The organism is Corynebacterium sp. UMB10321, from assembly GCF_030228725.1.
GTDB classification, from domain to species: domain Bacteria; phylum Actinomycetota; class Actinomycetes; order Mycobacteriales; family Mycobacteriaceae; genus Corynebacterium; species Corynebacterium pseudogenitalium.
In genome coordinates, this window is record NZ_JASOZC010000001.1 from 222,753 (window position 1) to 239,072 (window position 16,320).

Annotated in this window: 17 protein-coding genes; 7 read left to right on the plus strand and 10 right to left on the minus strand. The window is 64.1% G+C overall.

What is annotated here, in order from left to right; translation table 11 throughout:
* Positions 1-22: 22 nt before the first annotated feature.
* Genes QP752_RS01015 through QP752_RS01035 form a run of 5 tightly spaced genes read right to left on the minus strand, consistent with a single transcriptional unit; the run spans position 23 to position 4,128 of the window.
* Positions 23-781: an ATP-binding cassette domain-containing protein gene (locus QP752_RS01015; RefSeq protein ID WP_252931013.1), complete on the minus strand. Its 759-nt coding sequence runs from the start codon at positions 779-781 to the stop codon at positions 23-25.
* Positions 782-1,828 (minus strand): ABC transporter permease, encoded by a 1,047-nt coding sequence (locus tag QP752_RS01020; RefSeq protein WP_070363171.1) that lies wholly within the window; start codon positions 1,826-1,828, stop codon positions 782-784. It abuts the gene before it with no gap.
* Entirely contained in the window at positions 1,825-2,814 is a 990-nt protein-coding gene (locus QP752_RS01025) for a substrate-binding domain-containing protein (protein ID WP_070477448.1), read from the minus strand. The genes QP752_RS01020 and QP752_RS01025 overlap by 4 nt, the downstream gene beginning before the upstream one ends.
* A 37-nt stretch (positions 2,815-2,851) precedes the next feature.
* Positions 2,852-3,754 (minus strand): AEC family transporter, encoded by a 903-nt coding sequence (locus QP752_RS01030; protein WP_070477450.1) that lies wholly within the window; start codon positions 3,752-3,754, stop codon positions 2,852-2,854.
* 41 nt (positions 3,755-3,795) lie between these two features.
* Positions 3,796-4,128 carry a helix-turn-helix transcriptional regulator gene (locus QP752_RS01035; protein WP_070477452.1) on the minus strand — a complete coding sequence of 111 codons (333 nt, stop codon included), beginning with the start codon at positions 4,126-4,128 and terminating at the stop codon, positions 3,796-3,798.
* A gap of 84 nt (positions 4,129-4,212) precedes the next feature.
* Between QP752_RS01035 and arsB the strand changes: the two genes are divergently transcribed.
* A complete protein-coding gene (arsB, locus tag QP752_RS01040; protein ID WP_070363167.1) occupies positions 4,213-5,298 on the plus strand; it encodes an ACR3 family arsenite efflux transporter in 1,086 nt (361 codons plus the stop codon).
* Complete coding sequence (locus QP752_RS01045) at positions 5,295-5,711, plus strand: low molecular weight phosphatase family protein (RefSeq protein ID WP_070975749.1); 417 nt, start codon at positions 5,295-5,297, stop codon at positions 5,709-5,711. The genes arsB and QP752_RS01045 overlap by 4 nt, the downstream gene beginning before the upstream one ends.
* A 27-nt stretch (positions 5,712-5,738) precedes the next feature.
* Here the strand turns inward: QP752_RS01045 and QP752_RS01050 are convergent, their stop codons facing one another.
* From QP752_RS01050 to QP752_RS01065, 4 genes are all read right to left on the minus strand, one after another.
* On the minus strand, positions 5,739-6,425 hold the full coding sequence (locus QP752_RS01050) for a methionine ABC transporter permease (RefSeq protein WP_070975750.1): 687 nt from the start codon (positions 6,423-6,425) through the stop codon (positions 5,739-5,741).
* Entirely contained in the window at positions 6,426-7,466 is a 1,041-nt protein-coding gene (locus QP752_RS01055; protein WP_284804023.1) for a methionine ABC transporter ATP-binding protein, read from the minus strand.
* Between the two features lie 22 nt (positions 7,467-7,488).
* Positions 7,489-8,325: a MetQ/NlpA family ABC transporter substrate-binding protein gene (locus QP752_RS01060; RefSeq protein ID WP_284804024.1), complete on the minus strand. Its 837-nt coding sequence runs from the start codon at positions 8,323-8,325 to the stop codon at positions 7,489-7,491.
* A gap of 535 nt (positions 8,326-8,860) precedes the next feature.
* Complete coding sequence (locus tag QP752_RS01065; RefSeq protein ID WP_284804026.1) at positions 8,861-10,819, minus strand: exonuclease domain-containing protein; 1,959 nt, start codon at positions 10,817-10,819, stop codon at positions 8,861-8,863.
* 156 nt (positions 10,820-10,975) lie between these two features.
* Between QP752_RS01065 and QP752_RS01070 the strand changes: the two genes are divergently transcribed.
* From QP752_RS01070 to QP752_RS01090, 5 genes are all read left to right on the plus strand, one after another.
* Positions 10,976-11,956, plus strand: a complete 981-nt coding sequence (locus QP752_RS01070; protein ID WP_141742162.1) for a hypothetical protein — start codon at positions 10,976-10,978, stop codon at positions 11,954-11,956.
* A gap of 54 nt (positions 11,957-12,010) precedes the next feature.
* On the plus strand, positions 12,011-13,123 hold the full coding sequence (locus QP752_RS01075; RefSeq protein ID WP_070477471.1) for a sensor histidine kinase: 1,113 nt from the start codon (positions 12,011-12,013) through the stop codon (positions 13,121-13,123).
* Positions 13,120-13,758, plus strand: coding sequence for a response regulator transcription factor (locus QP752_RS01080; protein ID WP_284804327.1), 639 nt, complete (start codon positions 13,120-13,122; stop codon positions 13,756-13,758). Before QP752_RS01075 ends, QP752_RS01080 begins: the two co-directional genes overlap by 4 nt.
* Positions 13,759-13,823: 65 nt before the next feature.
* Positions 13,824-14,525, plus strand: coding sequence for an ATP-binding cassette domain-containing protein (locus QP752_RS01085; RefSeq protein WP_284804029.1), 702 nt, complete (start codon positions 13,824-13,826; stop codon positions 14,523-14,525).
* Complete coding sequence (locus tag QP752_RS01090; protein ID WP_284804031.1) at positions 14,522-15,937, plus strand: hypothetical protein; 1,416 nt, start codon at positions 14,522-14,524, stop codon at positions 15,935-15,937. Before QP752_RS01085 ends, QP752_RS01090 begins: the two co-directional genes overlap by 4 nt.
* Here the strand turns inward: QP752_RS01090 and QP752_RS01095 are convergent.
* Positions 15,934-16,071 carry a hypothetical protein gene (locus tag QP752_RS01095; RefSeq protein WP_284804032.1) on the minus strand — a complete coding sequence of 46 codons (138 nt, stop codon included), beginning with the start codon at positions 16,069-16,071 and terminating at the stop codon, positions 15,934-15,936. The two genes, QP752_RS01090 and QP752_RS01095, sit on opposite strands and share 4 nt — an antisense overlap.
* Between the last annotated feature and the right edge of the window lie 249 nt (positions 16,072-16,320).

Consider the following 16,320-nt stretch of genomic DNA (forward strand, 5'->3'; position numbering starts at 1 on the left):
GTGTCAGAAAAAGTCGTTACCGCTACCTTCCCAGCTCGTGGCTGAGCGCCTCGAGCTCCCCGCCACCAGCCATCTGGTGGGTCAGCTCCTCCAGGGTCACGTTCTCCCGGGGCTCGTCGAGTTCCTGGCGGCCCAGCTTCAGGATGGTGAAGTGGTCACCGACCAGGAACGCGTGGTGCGGGTTGTGGGTGACCAGGACGACGGCGATGCCGCGGTCGCGGGCGGCGGCGACAAAGCGCAGCACCACGCCGGACTGCTTCACGCCGAGCGCCGCGGTCGGCTCGTCCAGGATCAGGACGCGGGCGCCGAAGTAGACCGCGCGCGCGATGGCCACGACCTGGCGCTGGCCACCAGAGAGATTCCCAGCGTCGACTTCGACGTCGGGGATGTCGATGCCCATCTCGAGGAGCTGCTTGGCGCAGATCTGCTTCATCTCGGCGTCGCGGAGGACGCCGAAGCGGCCGGTGAGCTCCTGGCCGAGGAAGAAGTTACGCCACACGCTGAGCTCATCCACGATCGCCAGCGTCTGGTGCACCGTCGCGATGCCGGTATCGATCGAGTCTCGGGGAGAGGTGAAGGTGGTTGGCTGGCCGTCGATAAGCACTTCGCCCGAGGTCGGTTGGTGCAGGCCAGCGAGGATCTTGATCAACGTGGACTTGCCGGCGCCGTTGTCGCCGAGTACGCACGTGACCTCGCCCTCGTTGACGGCGAGGTTCACCCCGCGCAGCGCGTCGAAGCTGCCGTAGGACTTGGTGATGTTCTTCAGTTCAATGACAGCCACTTAGCGCCCCTTGGTGTACTTAGCGAAGGACATATTCGTAAACACGGCGACCAGCAGCGTTGCGCCGAGGAAGAACTTGAACCAGTCAGGGTTCCAGCCGGCGTAGACGATGCCCTGGTTGGTCAGACCGAAAATCAGCGCGCCGATCGCGGTGCCCACCGCGGTGCCGCGGCCGCCTGTCATGGCGCAGCCGCCGATGACGGCGGCGATGATGTAGAGGAACTCGTTGCCCACGCCCTGGCCTGCCTGGATGGAGTCGAAGGCGAACAGGGTGTGCATGCCCACGACCCAGGCCGCGAAGCCCACGCCCATGAACAGCAGGATCTTCACCCGGCGCACCGGCACACCGACGGCGCGCGCGGCGTTCTGGTCCCCGCCGACCGCCGTGATCCAGTTGCCGAACTTCGTGCGGAACAGCACAAACGAGGCAATCGCGACGAGCAGCAGCCACCACAGCACCGTCACGTTCAGCGTCACATTGCCGACGTCAAACGTGCCAGCGAACACCACGTGCGCCGACGGGAAGCCCTCCATGTCGGAGATGATCGGGGTTGCCACCTGGCCGGTCACCAGCTTGGTCACCGCCAGGTTGAGACCCTGCAGCATCAGGAACGCGGCCAAGGTAATCAGGAAGCTGTCGATGCCGGTGCGGGTCACCAGGTAGCCGTTCAGCGCGCCGATCGCCAGCGAGATCCCGAGCGCCATGAACGCGCCAACCCACGAGTTGAGGTGCAGGTTGTAGTTCAGCATCGTCGCGGCCAGCGCGGCCGTGGTCACGGCGACGCCCGAGGAAAGGTCGAACTCGCCACCGATCATCAGCAGCCCCACCGCGAGCGCCACGATGCCCAGCGTTGAGGACGCGTACAGGGTGGTCGCGAGCGCCTCAAAGGAACGGAACGCGGGGGCGACGGTCAGGAAGAACGCAAAGATCGCGATGAAGCCCAGCATCGAGGCGAACTCGGGGCGCCGGATCAGCTTGGCCAACCCAGTGTGTGTTCGTAGCCGGTCATCGCTTGTCGACGCCCCTTCGCTCACCACCGCGCTCATCGCATGCCCGCCTTCGCAGCTTCGGCGACCTTGTCCACGTTGTCCTTATCGACGAAGCTCGGGCCGGTGTAGACGGGGCGGCCGCCGCCTAGGGTGCCGCCGTTGCGCTTCGCGATCCACAGTGAGTCGACGGCCAGGTAGCCCTGCAGGTACGGCTGCTGGTCGACGGCGAAGGCGACGCGGCCGTCGGCGATGGCGTCGACAAGCTCGGCGTTGGTGTCAAACGTGGCGACCTGCGCCTTGGACCCGGACTGCTTCACGGACTCCGTTGCGCGCATCGCCACCGGCGCCTGGAGTGCGAAGACGGTGTCGAAGCTCTTGTCCTGTGACAGTTTCGAGGTGATGGTGGACTGTACGGACGTCAGATCCTGGCCGTTGACGTAGAGCAGTTCGACGTTGCCGTCGAGGCCCTTGCGCACACCGTCGCAACGCGCTTCCTGGGAGGAGTTGCCCTGCTCGTGGATGACGCACAGGACGTTCGACTTGCCTTCCTCCTTGAGGCGCTCGCCGGCGGCGTTGCCCGCCACCGACTCGTCCTGGCCGAAGAAGCCCGTCATCCCGTAGTCCTGGTACTTGCCCATACCGGCGTTCAGGCCGACGACGGGGATACCACGGTCGACAGCGTTGCGCGCTGCGGGGCCGATTGCCTCGGCGTTCGGCATGGTCACGGCGATGCCGTCGACGCCAGCGTCCACCGCCGAGCGCACCAGGTTCGCCTGGTTCGGCGCCTGCGGGTCGGAGGAGTAGCGCAGCTCGATGTTGTCCTTCTTCGCCGCGTCCTCCGCGCCCTTGCGCACGAGGTCCCAGTAGGTGTCGCCCGGCGCACCGTGCGTGACCATGGCCACCACGTACCTCGGCGTATCGACGCCACCAGCGGTCCCTTCAGTGTTCTCGGAGCGGGGTGCGCCGCCTGTTGAGGAGCACCCAACAAGCAGCGCCGCAGCCATCAGTGCTGCGGCAAAAAATGTAGTCCGTGTCTTAGCCATTGTACGAGTGTGATCCACCGCACCATGTTTGTCAAGGCTAGAACACCCCCGCGATCAATAACATCGCAGGTAACGAAAGGAACGTGGTGAGGAAGACGGTGTCCCGGCAGATCACCTCACCCGAGCGGTACGTCGCCGCGTAGTTGTACACGTTCTGCGCCGTCGGCAGCGCACACAGAATGAGTGCCGCGTACATATCGGAGCCGGTCAGGCCCAGAAGCGACGCCACTACCCACGCTACGGCCGGCATGCCGATCAGCTTGAGGATGGTAGCGGTGGTCGTCGCTAAGCGCTGGCTCTGCAGCACCTTCTCCCCGGTGAGCGAGGCGCCGAAGCTCATGAGGATCATCGGGATGGACGCGCCACCCAGAATCTGCAGCGGGGCGAGCACCGGCTCCGGCACCGTCCACGACGACGCCGACACCGCAAACCCCGCAAACGCCGCAACCACCACCGGCGCCTTCAACCCCGCAATCACTGACTTCAGCACCCCCGACGCCCCACGGTCCAGGCCAGCGATCACGATGGGGGAGAGCACCGCCATCTGCAACACCAGCGCCGGAATCACGTACGTCGGATCCCCCAGCACGTACGTGGCAATGGGCAACCCGATATTGACCGAGTTGTAATAACTCGACGACGCCGCCCCCGCCATGGTCTCCGCAGCATCCTGCTTGAACCACACCGCACTGATCGCCCAATAGATCAGCATCGTGGTCACTGTCGCGATTGCGATCACCAGGATCACCGGGGAGAAGAACGCATCCGTGTCCGAGACCGCCACCGACGAAAAAATCAACGACGGCGTTGCCACATGAAACGCGATGCGGTTGAGCTGCAGCCGCTGCTCACCCGGGCCGATCACCTTCTTCTGGGCAAGCCACCAGCCCGCCGCGATCACGGTGAAGATGATGGCGAAACCAGTCAGAACGTCAAGCATGTCGAATGAGTGTAGTGGCTACGCGCCCGTGAAACTGGCGCCTAGTCCATCTGCAGGACGGTGCGCAGTTCCGCGAAGGGAGCCGGGCAGATTTCGTGCGTGACGGTTCGGCCTGTTCGGGACTTTTTGAGTAGTCCGGCTTCGGCAAGCTTCTTGAGGTGGTGGGAGACCGTCGGTTGGCTGAGCCCGGAATACTCGGTAAGCGCGGTCACGCTCATCGGCTCGCACCCTTCTGCGGCGAGGCGGGAGAGGAGGCGCAGCCGGGCGGGATCTGCCAGCACTTTGAACAGGGCCGCGTAGCGCTCGGCGTCTTCTGGGGGGAGTGGGCCGGAGCCGAGTGAGCAGCAGTCTGGGGCGGGGGATTGTTCGTGCATGACTTCTACCTTCTCATATTGACAGCGGTCTATGCGGCCCTCTATTTTCACATATTGATAATTATCGATATGTGAGGTGATTAGATGACCAACCCAGAGCCGACCCCCGTTCGAATGTCGTTCCTCGACAGATTCCTACCAGTGTGGATCATCTTGGCGATGGCATTCGGTCTGCTGCTGGGCCGCGCCGTTCCAGGACTCCGCAGCACGCTTGAGCGTTTTGAAGTCGGCGGTATTTCGCTGCCGATCGCGCTGGGCCTTTTGGTGATGATGTACCCGCCGCTGGCCAAAGTCCGCTACGACAAGACCCGCGAGATCGCCACCGACAAACGGCTCATGACCGTCTCCATCATCTTGAACTGGATCGTCGGCCCCGCGTTCATGTTCGCCCTGGCCTGGCTGTTTCTGCCGGACCAGCCAGAGCTACGCACAGGCCTCATCATCGTCGGACTGGCGCGCTGCATCGCCATGGTGCTGGTGTGGTCCGACCTGTCCTGCGCCGACCGGGAAGCCACGGCCGTCCTGGTCGCCATCAACTCAGTATTCCAGGTGCTCATGTTCGGCGTGCTCGGATGGTTCTACCTGCAGATCCTGCCGAGCTGGCTGGGCCTGGAGACCACCTCTGTGGAGTTCTCCTTCTTCTCCATCGTCACCGCCGTACTGGTGTTTCTCGGTATCCCGCTACTTGCCGGAGTGCTCTCCCGCATCATCGGTGAGCGAGTGAAGGGCCGTGCGTGGTACGAAGAGACTTTCCTGCCAGCGGTTTCCCCGCTTGCGCTCGTGGGGTTGCTGTACACGATCGTGCTGCTGTTCTCCCTGCAAGGCGATCAGATTACATCCCAACCGTGGACCGTTGCTCGAGTCGCCCTGCCACTGCTGGGGTACTTCGTGGGCATGTTCCTGATCGCCCTGGTGGTGTCGAAGGCGTCGGGGATGGGCTACGCCCAATCCGCCTCCGTGTCCTTTACCGCCGCGGGCAACAACTTCGAGTTGGCCATCGCGGTGGCGATCGGCACGTTTGGCGCCACCTCGGCTCAAGCGCTGGCAGGTACGATCGGTCCGCTCATCGAAATCCCCGTCCTCGTCGGACTTGTCTACCTCATGCGCGGCATCGGGCAGAGACTCTTCCCAGGCGATCCCACCCTGCCAGCTGCAAGGAGCCGTTCATGAACCCCAGTGTCTTGTTCGTCTGCGTCAGCAACGGCGGTAAATCACAAATGGCGGCGGCGCTTGCGCGACACTACGCAGGCGACCAGGTCAGCGTCTTCTCCGCTGGCACGAAACCGGGCACGAAGCTGAACCAAGAATCCGTCGCCGCAATTGCAGAACTCGGTGCCGACATGTCGCGCGGCACACCAAAACCCATCGACCCAGAACTGCTGCGCACAGTCGACCGAGTAGTAATAATTGGCGACGCCGCCCAGCTCAGCATGCCAGCCGACGCCGCCGGCACCCTGGAACGCTGGCACACCGACGAGCCGTCCACCCGTGGCATCGAAGGCATGGAGCGGATGCGCCTCGTACGCGACGATATCGACGCCCGCGTGCGCGCCCTCCTGCGCGAGCTGCATCGCACGCTTTGAATCCCACGCTTTGAGCGGTTTGGGGCGCTACGCGCGGGCCCGGCGGGCGAGTGTATTACCTAGCGACTGGATGGCCTGCACCACGATGATCAGGATGATCACGGTGGTGAGCATTGCCACAGAGTCGAACTGCTGGTAGCCGTAGGCAATCGCGAGGTCGCCCACGCCGCCACCGCCAATCGTTCCGGCCATCGCGGTCGCGGAGATGAGACCCACGGTTGCCGTGGTGATTGCGAGGATGATGGAGGATTTCGCCTCCGGGAGGAGGAAGTGCCGGATGGTCTGCCACATGTTCGCACCCATCGATTCGGCAGCCTCGGTGATACCGGGGTTGACCTCGAGCAGGGACTGCTCGATGAGCCTCGCGATGAACGGGGCGATGTACAGGGTGAGTGGCACCAGCGCGGCCGTCGTGCCTATTGAGGTGCCCACAATAGAGCGGGTGAATGGCGAAATCGCGACGAGCAGGATGATAAACGGCAGGGAACGGATGATGTTGACCACCACGTTGAGCACCCCGTACACCAGCCGGTTCGGGCGCAGACCGCCCGGGCGGGTAATCACCAGCGCCAGCGCCAGCGGGATACCAACCAGCGCACCAATGAACAGGGCGACCCCCACCATGTACACGGTCTCCCCGAAGGAATCGAGGTACATCGACGGAGTCACGCGCGAGCCCGTGAGGTCGCGCCACCAGGAGTTCAGCGGTTCCATTTACGCCTCCACCTCATTCACAGTCACACCTTCCAGGCTCGACAGCCACGCCACCGCGCCGTCCGCCTCGCCACCACGCAGGCCGACGATGGTGGTGCCCACGGTGGTTGCCGCAAGCTCAGTACTTGACGACGCCAGCAGCCGCGCATCCACACCAAACTTGCCAACGAGCTGCGTGAACACCTCTTGAGCAGCCCCGCCCGTGTGGACGAGCTGCACCACGCGGTCAAACCTTCCTTCGCGGATAGTCTCGCGCACATGCTCAGGGACCTCGCGCTGGATGACCGTCTCCACGAACCGCTGCGTCAACGGGTGCTGCGGGTCGGCGAACACCTCGGCGACAGGGCCCGACTCCACCAGGTGCCCCTCGGACAGCACCGCGACCTCGTCCGCGAGGCGTGCCACTACGTCCATTTGGTGCGTGATCAGCAAAATGGTCACGCCGAGCTCCGCATTGATCTTTCGGAGTAGCTCCAGGATTTGTGTTGTGGTGAGCGGATCCAGGGCGGACGTGGGCTCGTCGCAAAGCAAAATGCTCGGATTGGTCACGAGCGCACGAGCGATGCCAACGCGCTGGCGCTGACCGCCCGAAAGCTGGCGCGGCTTGTGACTTGCGCGGTCGGCCAGCCCCACCATTTCGAGGGCCTCCGCGACACGGCGCTGGATCTCCGCCTTCGGCGTCTTCGACAACAGCAGGGGCGTGGCCACATTCTCCGCAACCGTCTTGGTCTCTAGCAAGTTGTAGTTCTGGAACACCATCGACACCTTGCGCCGCAGGTCACGCAGCTGCTTCGCGTTCAGCTTCGCGGGCTCCTCGCCGAGTACCGACACCGAGCCCGACGTCGGCACCTCCAGCCCATTGACGGTACGAATCAGCGTGGACTTGCCAGCACCAGACGTCCCCACCACGCCGGAAATCCCGCCCGCGGGTACCGCGAACGAGATGTCCTCGAGTGCAGTAAAGCTTGTGTCCCCGGTGTCGAACACCTTGGTCACACCGTCGAATATGACGGCGTTGCCGCTGCCGGTTGCGATGGTCATGCGAGCCTTTCTAGCGCTTTGTCTACTTCAGAGAATCCGGAAGGAACCAGTAGTTGTTCTCGTTGTGCTCGTCGAAGTACTGCTTGAACTCCTCCGAGCGGTACGCGTCCGCGACCGCCTTCGCCCACGGCTGATCCTTCTTGTCCTCGGTGGTCACCGCTACAAGAATCAGCTCCGGACGCAGCGTCTCCTGGAACACCTGCAACTTCGGGTCCAACCCGGCGGAATACGACATGGAGCCAGGAATCACCGCCCAGTCAAAGTCCGGCAGCGTGCGCGACAGGTTGCCCGAATCAATGGAGATAATCTCCAGGTTGTGGGGGTTGTCCTTAATATCCGACTCCGCGACCAGCGTCGCATCCGGGTCCTGCAATGTGATCCAGCCAGCATCCACTAGCAGGTGCAGCGCGCGGGACTTGTTCGACCCATCCAGCGGGATGCCAACCTTGTGGCCGTCGGCAACCTCGGTGAGCTGCGTGTACTTATCGGAGTACAAGCCGGCCGGTACCGTCGGCACCTCAGTAATGGAGGCGAGGTTGCCACCCTTTTCCTCATTAAACACGTTCATCCAGGCAGTGTGCTGGTCAACGTTCAAGTCCGCAGAACCCTCGTTCAATGCAGTATCGGCCTGGGTCAGATCAGTAAACGACTGGTACTCGACCTCGTAGCCCTGCCCCTCCAGGATGGGGCCGACCGCATCCGTGAACAGCTCCGAATACGGGCCAGGCGAAGTAGCGACACGGATCGTCTGCAAGTCGCCGTCCGGGGTAGCGGTGGCGTCGGTGGAATCACCGGAGCAGGCGGTAAGGCCAAGCGTTAACGCGGCAGCCGCGGTGATGGCAGTGAGTTTCTTCAGCACGATGTTTCCTTTCAAGTTTTTTCAAGCTGTACCGAAGAATAAACCACTCGGTTTGTTATTGCAAGACTGGTCGGTCTAGTTGTTGGGGGTGTGAGGCGGTCGGGGCGGTCTGGTTTGGGCTTGTGCTGGGTTGGGGTGGGGTGCGGCAGAGGGTTGGAAGGTTGAGCGGCTGGGGCTGGATGGCTGGGCGCCTAAAAGTGAGCAATAGGATTGTAGTAATCCCCGTTTCGCTCGAAATTTTCGAGGATTACTACAATCCACCTACTACAGTTTGGATTTTTGGGAGCTCGCGCCGCTGTTTTCGAGCGCGCGGCATGGCGGCGAGCGTGTTCCTAGTGCTGCAGAAAACGTGCAGTTCACGGGCGGCGTACCCGCTTTTGCAATTTGCGGACTGTGAGTGGCGGTACGGACGTGCTTTTGCGGAAGCGGCTGTTCTCGACTGTAGGGAAGGGGGTGAGGTGAATGCCTAATGCTGATTTCGGTCACCAGCCGGACAAGCCTAACTGAATATCAGACACGCACAAGGCCTGGCGCTCTATCCCCGCAACTTGCTGATTAGCGCCATCACACCCGAGACCCCCGCCGTCAGCATTCCAACCAATGCTGCCAGAGCGAGCATCCCGGCGATGAAGGACTCGGCCTCCGGGTCGAAGGTTTCCATGCACAGCCCGAAGAGCATAAACGACACCACTGTGATGATCACCGACCACTTGAATACCTTCCCGGACTTGGAGTGTCGCTTCGGGGCAGTAGCAGGCGTGACCAGCGCGGGATCGTACGGTGTCGATTGGGCAGGAACCGGTGCGTGCAGCGGGGCATACGCTGCGGCAAGCAGCTCCTCAGGTGTCAGTTCATTGGTGGCAGGTCGGGGCTTTGTGGCTGCAGGGCGTGGCGCTGGAGCAGGCTGCGCCTCCGCAACAATCTCCGGAGCGACCTCCTCAACAACCGCCGCCTCCACCTCGGCCGTCTCCTCGACGCCGTCGACGGCGAGGTCCACCACCATCTCCACGAGCTGGCTGCACCGCTTCGGGCCGACGCCGTGCAGGTCAAGTAGGTCGTCGGCGCTGGCGTTGAGCATCTCCGGGTGCTCGAGGCTCCACATGGCGAGGTAACGATCGATGCCGCGTCCGGTCGCTTCGGGGACGTGGTGGGGTTTGAGGTTGTCGGCGATCTCGTGCAGTGGGCGGTCCGGGTGTTGCTCGATCCACGCGGCGGCGATGCGCGCACTCGACGCGCCAACAGCGTGCGACTGCTCGGCGGTCAGCCAAGAGAACTGCTCCGGAGCTGAAACAGGCGCAGCGGCATCAGGGGCAACAACCGGTGCGTCCTCGGTCGAATCCTCCACGGCCTTCAGTAGTTGGGCGAAGTGGGTCTCGCTGATGATCGGCACGTTGTTCTCGCGTGCTTGCTTCGCTTTCCCGCTCATCGAGTCCGGGTTCGCCGCAACAAGGACGGCGCACGTGCGGGTCACGCCACCGACGTCGAGGCCTGCGGCGGTGGCGCGGTCGGTCCAGACATCGCGAGGGATGTCGAGGGCTCCGGTGAACGCGACGCGGTCGCCCGGGCGCAGGGCGAAGGTGGCGGGGGTGGGGCCGGAGGTGGGCTCGTCGAGAAGCGAGCGGACGAGCTGCGCATCGACGTTGAGCGCCTCGGCGATGTCGAGCAGCGGGGCGCGCTCCTCATCGGTGATGACGCCATCGGCCCAGGCCTCGACGGCGAGCTGGCGCGTGAACTCCTCGTTGATGGCGTCGACGTCGTCGGCGCTGAGGCCCGCGGCGATGGCGGTGGATTCGAGGCGGCGCATCTCGGTGCGGGAGATGGAACGGTCCACAAGTGCGCAGGTCAGCTCGGCGCGGTAGTCGGCTTCGTTCTTGGTGGTGGCCGTCGGCAAGGTGCGCGAAAGCTGCCCCGCCCAGGACGGCTCGCCGCCGCGGGGGAGACACGGGGCCTCAGCGGCGGGGGTGGTGAACGTCGCCACCGGATACTTCTCGACGTCCACTCCGTTGCCCACGCACAAGTAACGGAGGAGCTCGGCGGTCGCCTCCGCGTCCGCGAGCGCCGAGTGCGCAAACCGGTTCCGAATCCTCGCGATATCCAGCGCTTCACTTAACTTGCCCACGCCCATGTACTGTTTCGTCAACCGCATCGTGTCCAGCCACTCGCACAAGCCGTCCTCCGCGCCGGCGCGCGCGAACTCGTTGGTCAGGAAGCGGTGCTCAAACGACGCATTGTGCGCCACCAGCGTGCGGCCATTGAGCAGCGAGCCCAGGTACGGAGCGACGTCGCAAAATAATGGTGCATCCACCACATCGGTCGCCGTGATCTTATGGATGTAACTATTCGGAATGTCGCGTTCCGGCTGGATCAGTGTCTCCCACGTGCGCTCCACCGTGAAATCGGGGCGCAGCAGCACCACGCCGATCTCCACAATGCGGTCCTGGTTGCTCAGCCCTGTCGTCTCCAAATCGATGACCGCAAACCCATTCCGGCCCATTCCTGCTCCTTTGTTCATCCGTGTTGGGGGCGTCAACAAATATATGACACTCCCCCGACACACCAGGGACGGAGTCGGTCGGATGTTCGATGGAACCGGCGGGGGAGTTGTGGTCGCCGCGTAACGCCCGGCACCGTCTGTGCCGATTACATGGGCATGAAGAAGATCATCGCATCGGCCGTCGCTGCGGCGACCGCCTTTACCGCCCTCGCCACGACCCCGGCCCACGCCGCCCACCTGGACCGCACCGACAGCGGCCAGTGCCGCGTCGTTCTCAACGACGCCGAGCGCGGCCCCGCCTGGCAGGCCGAACGCATCGCAAAAACGCTCACGCACGGCATGTACGCCACCGCCGTCGCCGAAGCATTCGAGGCAACCTTCGAGGGGCTCAAACCACTTGGCGACGCCCACCTCGACCAACCAGCCATCATCTCCTACCAGCAACTCCGCCTGGAAGGGCAGGAGCCCGGCGAGCGTCCCGACTACGACGCCGCCCGCGCCGCCACTAAGGAAAAACTGGCCAAGCTAGGCCTGGTTTCCACCGACGCCGACTTCTACCTGGACATGAAGCAGGGCGCCCAGATCCCGCTTTCGCCAGCGGGCAAGGCGCTGCAGGGATCGGCGCGCTGGTACATCGGTATCGACGGCTCCGTGCCGGAGGTGGCCAGCCTCGGGGAGAACTACGTGTTTGGCCGTACCGGCGACAACACTGCTCGGTTCCTGAACCACGTCCAGGACTGGAAGCGCGCCGCGTTTGCCTCGAACATGTCCGATACTTACTTTGCCAAGGCCACCGACTCGCTCGAGTCCCGGTACTACTATCTGCTTAAGCAGGCGCAACAGTGCAGTGACAATCCACCGCTGATCTTCAGCACCCAGAACGCAGACCTGCCAGCCCCGCCGGTACTGAAGAACGCCCTGCCGGGCCAATCAGCAGACCCTTCCACACCCGAAGCGCCGACCCCGGAGCAGCCCACGCCGGAGCCGGAGCAGCCGCAGAACTTCGATGCAAAGCTCGGCCAGATCATCGGCATCATTGCCGCGGTCCTGGCAGCGCTGGGCGGGTTGTTCGCGCTGCTCAAGAACGCCGGCATCAACGTGCCGGAGCTTCCGAAGATTCCGGGGCTGAACAAGTAGATCTCCTCCCCTGGGAGGAGGCGCGTGTTCGGTGTTGCCGATAGGCTTACGCCCATGCGCTACAAACCGGGTGACCTTGCGCTCGCGGTCGCTGTTGCCATCTTGGCGGCGGTGTACACCGCGAGCGCATGTACCCAACCCACACATGCCGCAGGCTGGGGACAGGCCGCCCTGTCGTGGGGGTTCGTCGTGGTGTGCGCGGTGCTCACGAGCAAACCGAAGTGCTCCTCGATTGCGCTTATCGTGCTGAATGTTGCCTGGTCTGCGTTGTGGCTGGCAGCGCCGATCAACCTTGGCTTTTCGCCGTGGGTGTTGGCGGTCCCGGTGGCCACCTTTATCGCCGGGCGGTTCACCGAGAAGCGCTTCGCGTTGGGCGTCCTCACCGCCGCGTGCGGGTGGGCGCTGCTGTCGCCGTTCATGTGGACGTGGGACGACAACTTCGTGTTGTTCTACCGGAACGGGGCTGATCTGGGGATCACGCTTGCACTGCATTGGGGCGCGTGCGCGGTGGGGTACTTGCTCGGGGCGAATTTGGCGGCTGAGGAGGCGGAGTGGCGTCGAGAAGCGAACGCGAAAGAGCAGCGCCTCGCGGCAGCGCGCGAGGAGGAACGCCGCGCCATTGCCCGCGATATCCATGACCTGCTCGGTCACTCCCTGACCCTGATCAAGGCGCAGGCCAATGCCGGGTTGGCGGCCGGGCAGGAGCGGGAGGCGCTGCAGCAGATCAACGAGGCCGCCGGGCAGTCGTTGTCGGAAATTCGCCTTCTTGTGCGCGGCCTGCGTGAGAGCGATCATGCGTTTTCGCCGGCGGCGGGGATCCCTGACCTGCCGTCGTTGGTGCAGCGCTACCGCGACGCCGGTCTGGAAGTGTCGCTGGAAGCACCAGCAGTGGATGTCTCTCCGGTGACTTCGCTTGCTACTTATCGCATCGTGGCGGAGGCGTTGGCAAACGCGGCACGCCACCAAGTCGATCCCGCTGTGATGGTTCGGATCGCACCGGGCGAGACCGTAGTGGTAGAAGTCGTTTCTACCGGCCAGATTCGACCCCAACCAGGCACTGGCGTTGGGCTGGAGGGGCTGCGCGAACGCGCGGCAAGCGCCGGTGGCACGCTGAAGACATGGCAGTCAGGGGAGACATTTACCGTGCGGGCGGAGTTGGCCGCATGATCCGCCTGCTCCTTGCCGACGACCAGCCGCTCCTCCTCAGCGCCCTCCGCACCATCTTGGACGCGCAGGATGACATCACCGTCGTCGCCACCGCCGCCGACGGCGCCGAGGCCGTCGAGAAAACGCGCACCCACCGCATCAACGTCGCAGTGCTGGATATTCGCATGCCGGTGCTCGACGGGATCACCGCAGCCCGCACGATCATGGAGATGGGGCCACGCGTGATCATGCTGACCACCTTCGACGACGACACCTTGATCCATGCGGCTATCGACGCCGGCGTGCACGGCTTTCTTCTCAAAGACGCCGAACCCGACGTCCTGGCCAACGCCGTGCGCGCTGTCGCCCGCGGCGAATCGGTTCTGGCCCCCGGGGTCACAGGCCGCGTGATGGAATGGGTCCGCGACGGTGCGGGCACCCAAGAATCCGCCGCCGCGCTGGAGGCGCTGACGCAACGCGAACGCGACGTGCTCGCAGAAATTGGCCGCGGCGCCACGAACGCTGAAATCGCCGCCACACTGTTTATTGCAGAGACCACGGTGAAAACGCACGTCTCTAATCTGCTTGCCAAACTTGGCGCGCGCGACAGGGTGGCGCTCGCCTTGATTGCGCAGCGCGCCGGGATCTCCTCCTAGAGGAGGAGGCAGTTTGGTCCCACCGACCGATGTGGTGGCTTTGCTGGGTGACGACCATGAATGCCATGACTGATACGCAACTTGCTTGCCACAACGTGGCCGTTTCCTTCGGGGACCACCAAGTGCTTCGCGACGTGTCGTTGACCACCACCCCGGGCCGAGTCCATGCACTGTTGGGCCCCAACGGTGCGGGTAAGTCGACGTTGATGTCGGTGCTGCTTGGCCTGATCGAACCCGATGCCGGCGGGGTGACCTTGATGGGCCAGCCGTTTGACCGTTCGGCGCTGCGCCACGTTGGCGCCTCCATCAACGACCCCGCCTTTTTCAGCCACCTCAGCGCCCACAACAACCTCCGCGTCCACACCACGCTCCTGGGCCTGCCGGACAGCGAAGCCGACCGAGTCCTCGAACTGGTCGGCCTCCAAACCGCGGGCAAGAAGAAAGCCGGAACGTTTTCCACCGGCATGAAGGGACGCCTCGCACTCGCTCAGGCACTGCTCGGTGAGCCGGAGGTGCTTATTCTCGACGAACCACAAAACGGTCTCGACCCCGAAGGCATTGCCCACCTGCGCGACTACCTCCGCGAATACGCACGTGCCGGGCGCACCGTCCTGGTCAGTTCCCACCAACTCGGCGAAGTGCTGCACATGGCCGACGACGCCACAGTCATCGCAGGCGGCAGCGTCCGCTTCGCAGGCGAGCTCGCGGAACTGGGTCCAAACCTAGAAGAGTCGTTCTTTCGGCTCACCTCCGGTGGTGAACGATGAACCTCCTACACGCCGAATGGATCCGTGCTCGCGGCTCCATACTGTGGTGGCTCGCTGGGGCAGGTTTGCTGGTCGGTGTGCTGCTGACGTTGTTCGCCCTGGCCGGAAATGTGGAAACCGCCACGAACCTGCTCTACCCGCAAGGCCTGTTGGTCACCGGCATGGCTGCGCCTGCCGCCGCACTGTTCGCAGGCTTGGCCGAGACCCGCGAGCGTGACGCCCGAGGCGGTGGCACTTGGTGGCGGCCGGTCTCACGGGTGCGAACGCGAGCCGCCCGCATCGCCGTGGTGTGGCTAGCGCTGGCCCTGTTCGTTGCCCTCGACTTTGTCGTGCCGGTTGCCGCCGGCCTCATGTTCAACCTAGACAATACAGCCGCGATCGCACTCGTCGGCTTATTCGTGTGGCTGGGCATGCTCGGTCCGGCAGGCCTCGCCGCCGCGTCTACGCGACGCATTGGGATGCTGCCGACAATCATCCTCGGCTTCGTATTCACCATCGGCCTCGGCTACTTCGCCGAACGCGACTGGTGGAGGATGAACCCCGGCGCCTGGCCAACCCGGCTGGCGCTGCCGACCATGGGCCTGCACTTCAACCTGCTGCCCCTCGACGCCACGGATCCGATGGCGGGGGAGTCTCCTGTGCTTGCCCTCATCCTCACGCTGGTGCTCGCAGCAATTGGCTTTGTAGTGGCCGCCCTCGTACCACCGCGCACCCGACCTATATTGCGCCGCCGCCGAGTCCACCACGTCACCGCACCGCTGGCCACTTCTCCGGCGACGCCACGCACCGAAGCCACCGGATACGTGGCTGCGGTGAAGGGGGTTGCGATGGCGGCGAGGGTGTCGTCGATACGCGTCTTGCTCCTGCTCACCGCCCTGGTGCTGCTGTTCTCGCTGGCATATCCGGTGGATGTGCGTGAGGCGATGTTCACCTACATCATCCTGCCGATAGGGGCGGGCGTGCTTCCCACACTGGTGTGGCCGAAACTGCGTCCCGCCTGGGCGCTCATGCAGGTCGAACACCCACACGTCCGCGCCGCATTGGCCACGTGGTGCGTTGGAATCGTCGCCCTCGTGTGCGCGTTCGGAGCGGCCGTGGTTGGCGACGCACGCTTCGGACTCCTCGCGTTCCTCGCAGGCAGCGTATTGGCCCTCACCGCACTTGCCATCACCGTCCGCTTCGGCGTGGCGTGGACGCTGGCCACGACGATCCTGGTCACAATCGTCTCCGTCACGATCGGCGGGGATGTCCTCGCGCAATCTGCGTTATGGATCCTCGCCGTCCCCGCATGGCCAGCTACGGCCACCGGTGCACGAGTGTGGGTTGCGGCTGCGGTGGGGCTGGTGCTGCTGGCGGTGGTTGTAGTGCTGCTGATGCGGACGCTGCGCGGGATGCGCCCAGTACGACGCTAACCCGCCGGGGTGAGGCGTCCGTCGGCCGTGTAGCGACCATCGGGGGAGTTGTAGAAGGCGTGGGCGTGGTTGTCGTCGATAAGCAAGTGCCACGTGCCGCCGTTATCGCAGGTGCCCGGTACGTGACGTTTCATGGCACCACGCTACTGAAAACCCAGAAGCCGATATCGTCTTTTAGGCTGTCCGGCACGGGTTGGCAGGGGTCGGCAGGGTGGCGGCATGGATCGGCAAGGTGCGTTCCTGACAGATCACGGCGGAATCTGTCAGCGCTCCAGGTGGCCAGAGGGGTGACGACAAAATAGTTCCCGGGGCCGGGCGGGGAACTATTTCGGGTGGAGGGCGGCCGGGCCGGCAACCGACCCGCTGACCCGCCGGCCCGGCAA

Coding starts and splice junctions, on each gene's coding strand:
- QP752_RS01035 (WP_070477452.1), bottom strand. CDS start 4,128: ATGCACGAACAATCCCCCGCCCCAGACTGCTGCTCACTCGGCTCCGGC.
- QP752_RS01095 (WP_284804032.1), bottom strand. CDS start 16,071: ATGAAACGTCACGTACCGGGCACCTGCGATAACGGCGGCACGTGGCAC.
- QP752_RS01055 (WP_284804023.1), bottom strand. CDS start 7,466: ATGACCATCGCAACCGGCAGCGGCAACGCCGTCATATTCGACGGTGTG.
- QP752_RS01025 (WP_070477448.1), bottom strand. CDS start 2,814: ATGGCTAAGACACGGACTACATTTTTTGCCGCAGCACTGATGGCTGCG.
- QP752_RS01030 (WP_070477450.1), bottom strand. CDS start 3,754: ATGCTTGACGTTCTGACTGGTTTCGCCATCATCTTCACCGTGATCGCG.
- QP752_RS01085 (WP_284804029.1), top strand. CDS start 13,824: ATGACTGATACGCAACTTGCTTGCCACAACGTGGCCGTTTCCTTCGGG.
- QP752_RS01075 (WP_070477471.1), top strand. CDS start 12,011: ATGCGCTACAAACCGGGTGACCTTGCGCTCGCGGTCGCTGTTGCCATC.
- QP752_RS01050 (WP_070975750.1), bottom strand. CDS start 6,425: ATGGAACCGCTGAACTCCTGGTGGCGCGACCTCACGGGCTCGCGCGTG.
- QP752_RS01090 (WP_284804031.1), top strand. CDS start 14,522: ATGAACCTCCTACACGCCGAATGGATCCGTGCTCGCGGCTCCATACTG.
- QP752_RS01020 (WP_070363171.1), bottom strand. CDS start 1,828: ATGAGCGCGGTGGTGAGCGAAGGGGCGTCGACAAGCGATGACCGGCTA.
- QP752_RS01045 (WP_070975749.1), top strand. CDS start 5,295: ATGAACCCCAGTGTCTTGTTCGTCTGCGTCAGCAACGGCGGTAAATCA.
- QP752_RS01065 (WP_284804026.1), bottom strand. CDS start 10,819: ATGGGCCGGAATGGGTTTGCGGTCATCGATTTGGAGACGACAGGGCTG.
- arsB (WP_070363167.1), top strand. CDS start 4,213: ATGACCAACCCAGAGCCGACCCCCGTTCGAATGTCGTTCCTCGACAGA.
- QP752_RS01080 (WP_284804327.1), top strand. CDS start 13,120: ATGATCCGCCTGCTCCTTGCCGACGACCAGCCGCTCCTCCTCAGCGCC.
- QP752_RS01070 (WP_141742162.1), top strand. CDS start 10,976: ATGAAGAAGATCATCGCATCGGCCGTCGCTGCGGCGACCGCCTTTACC.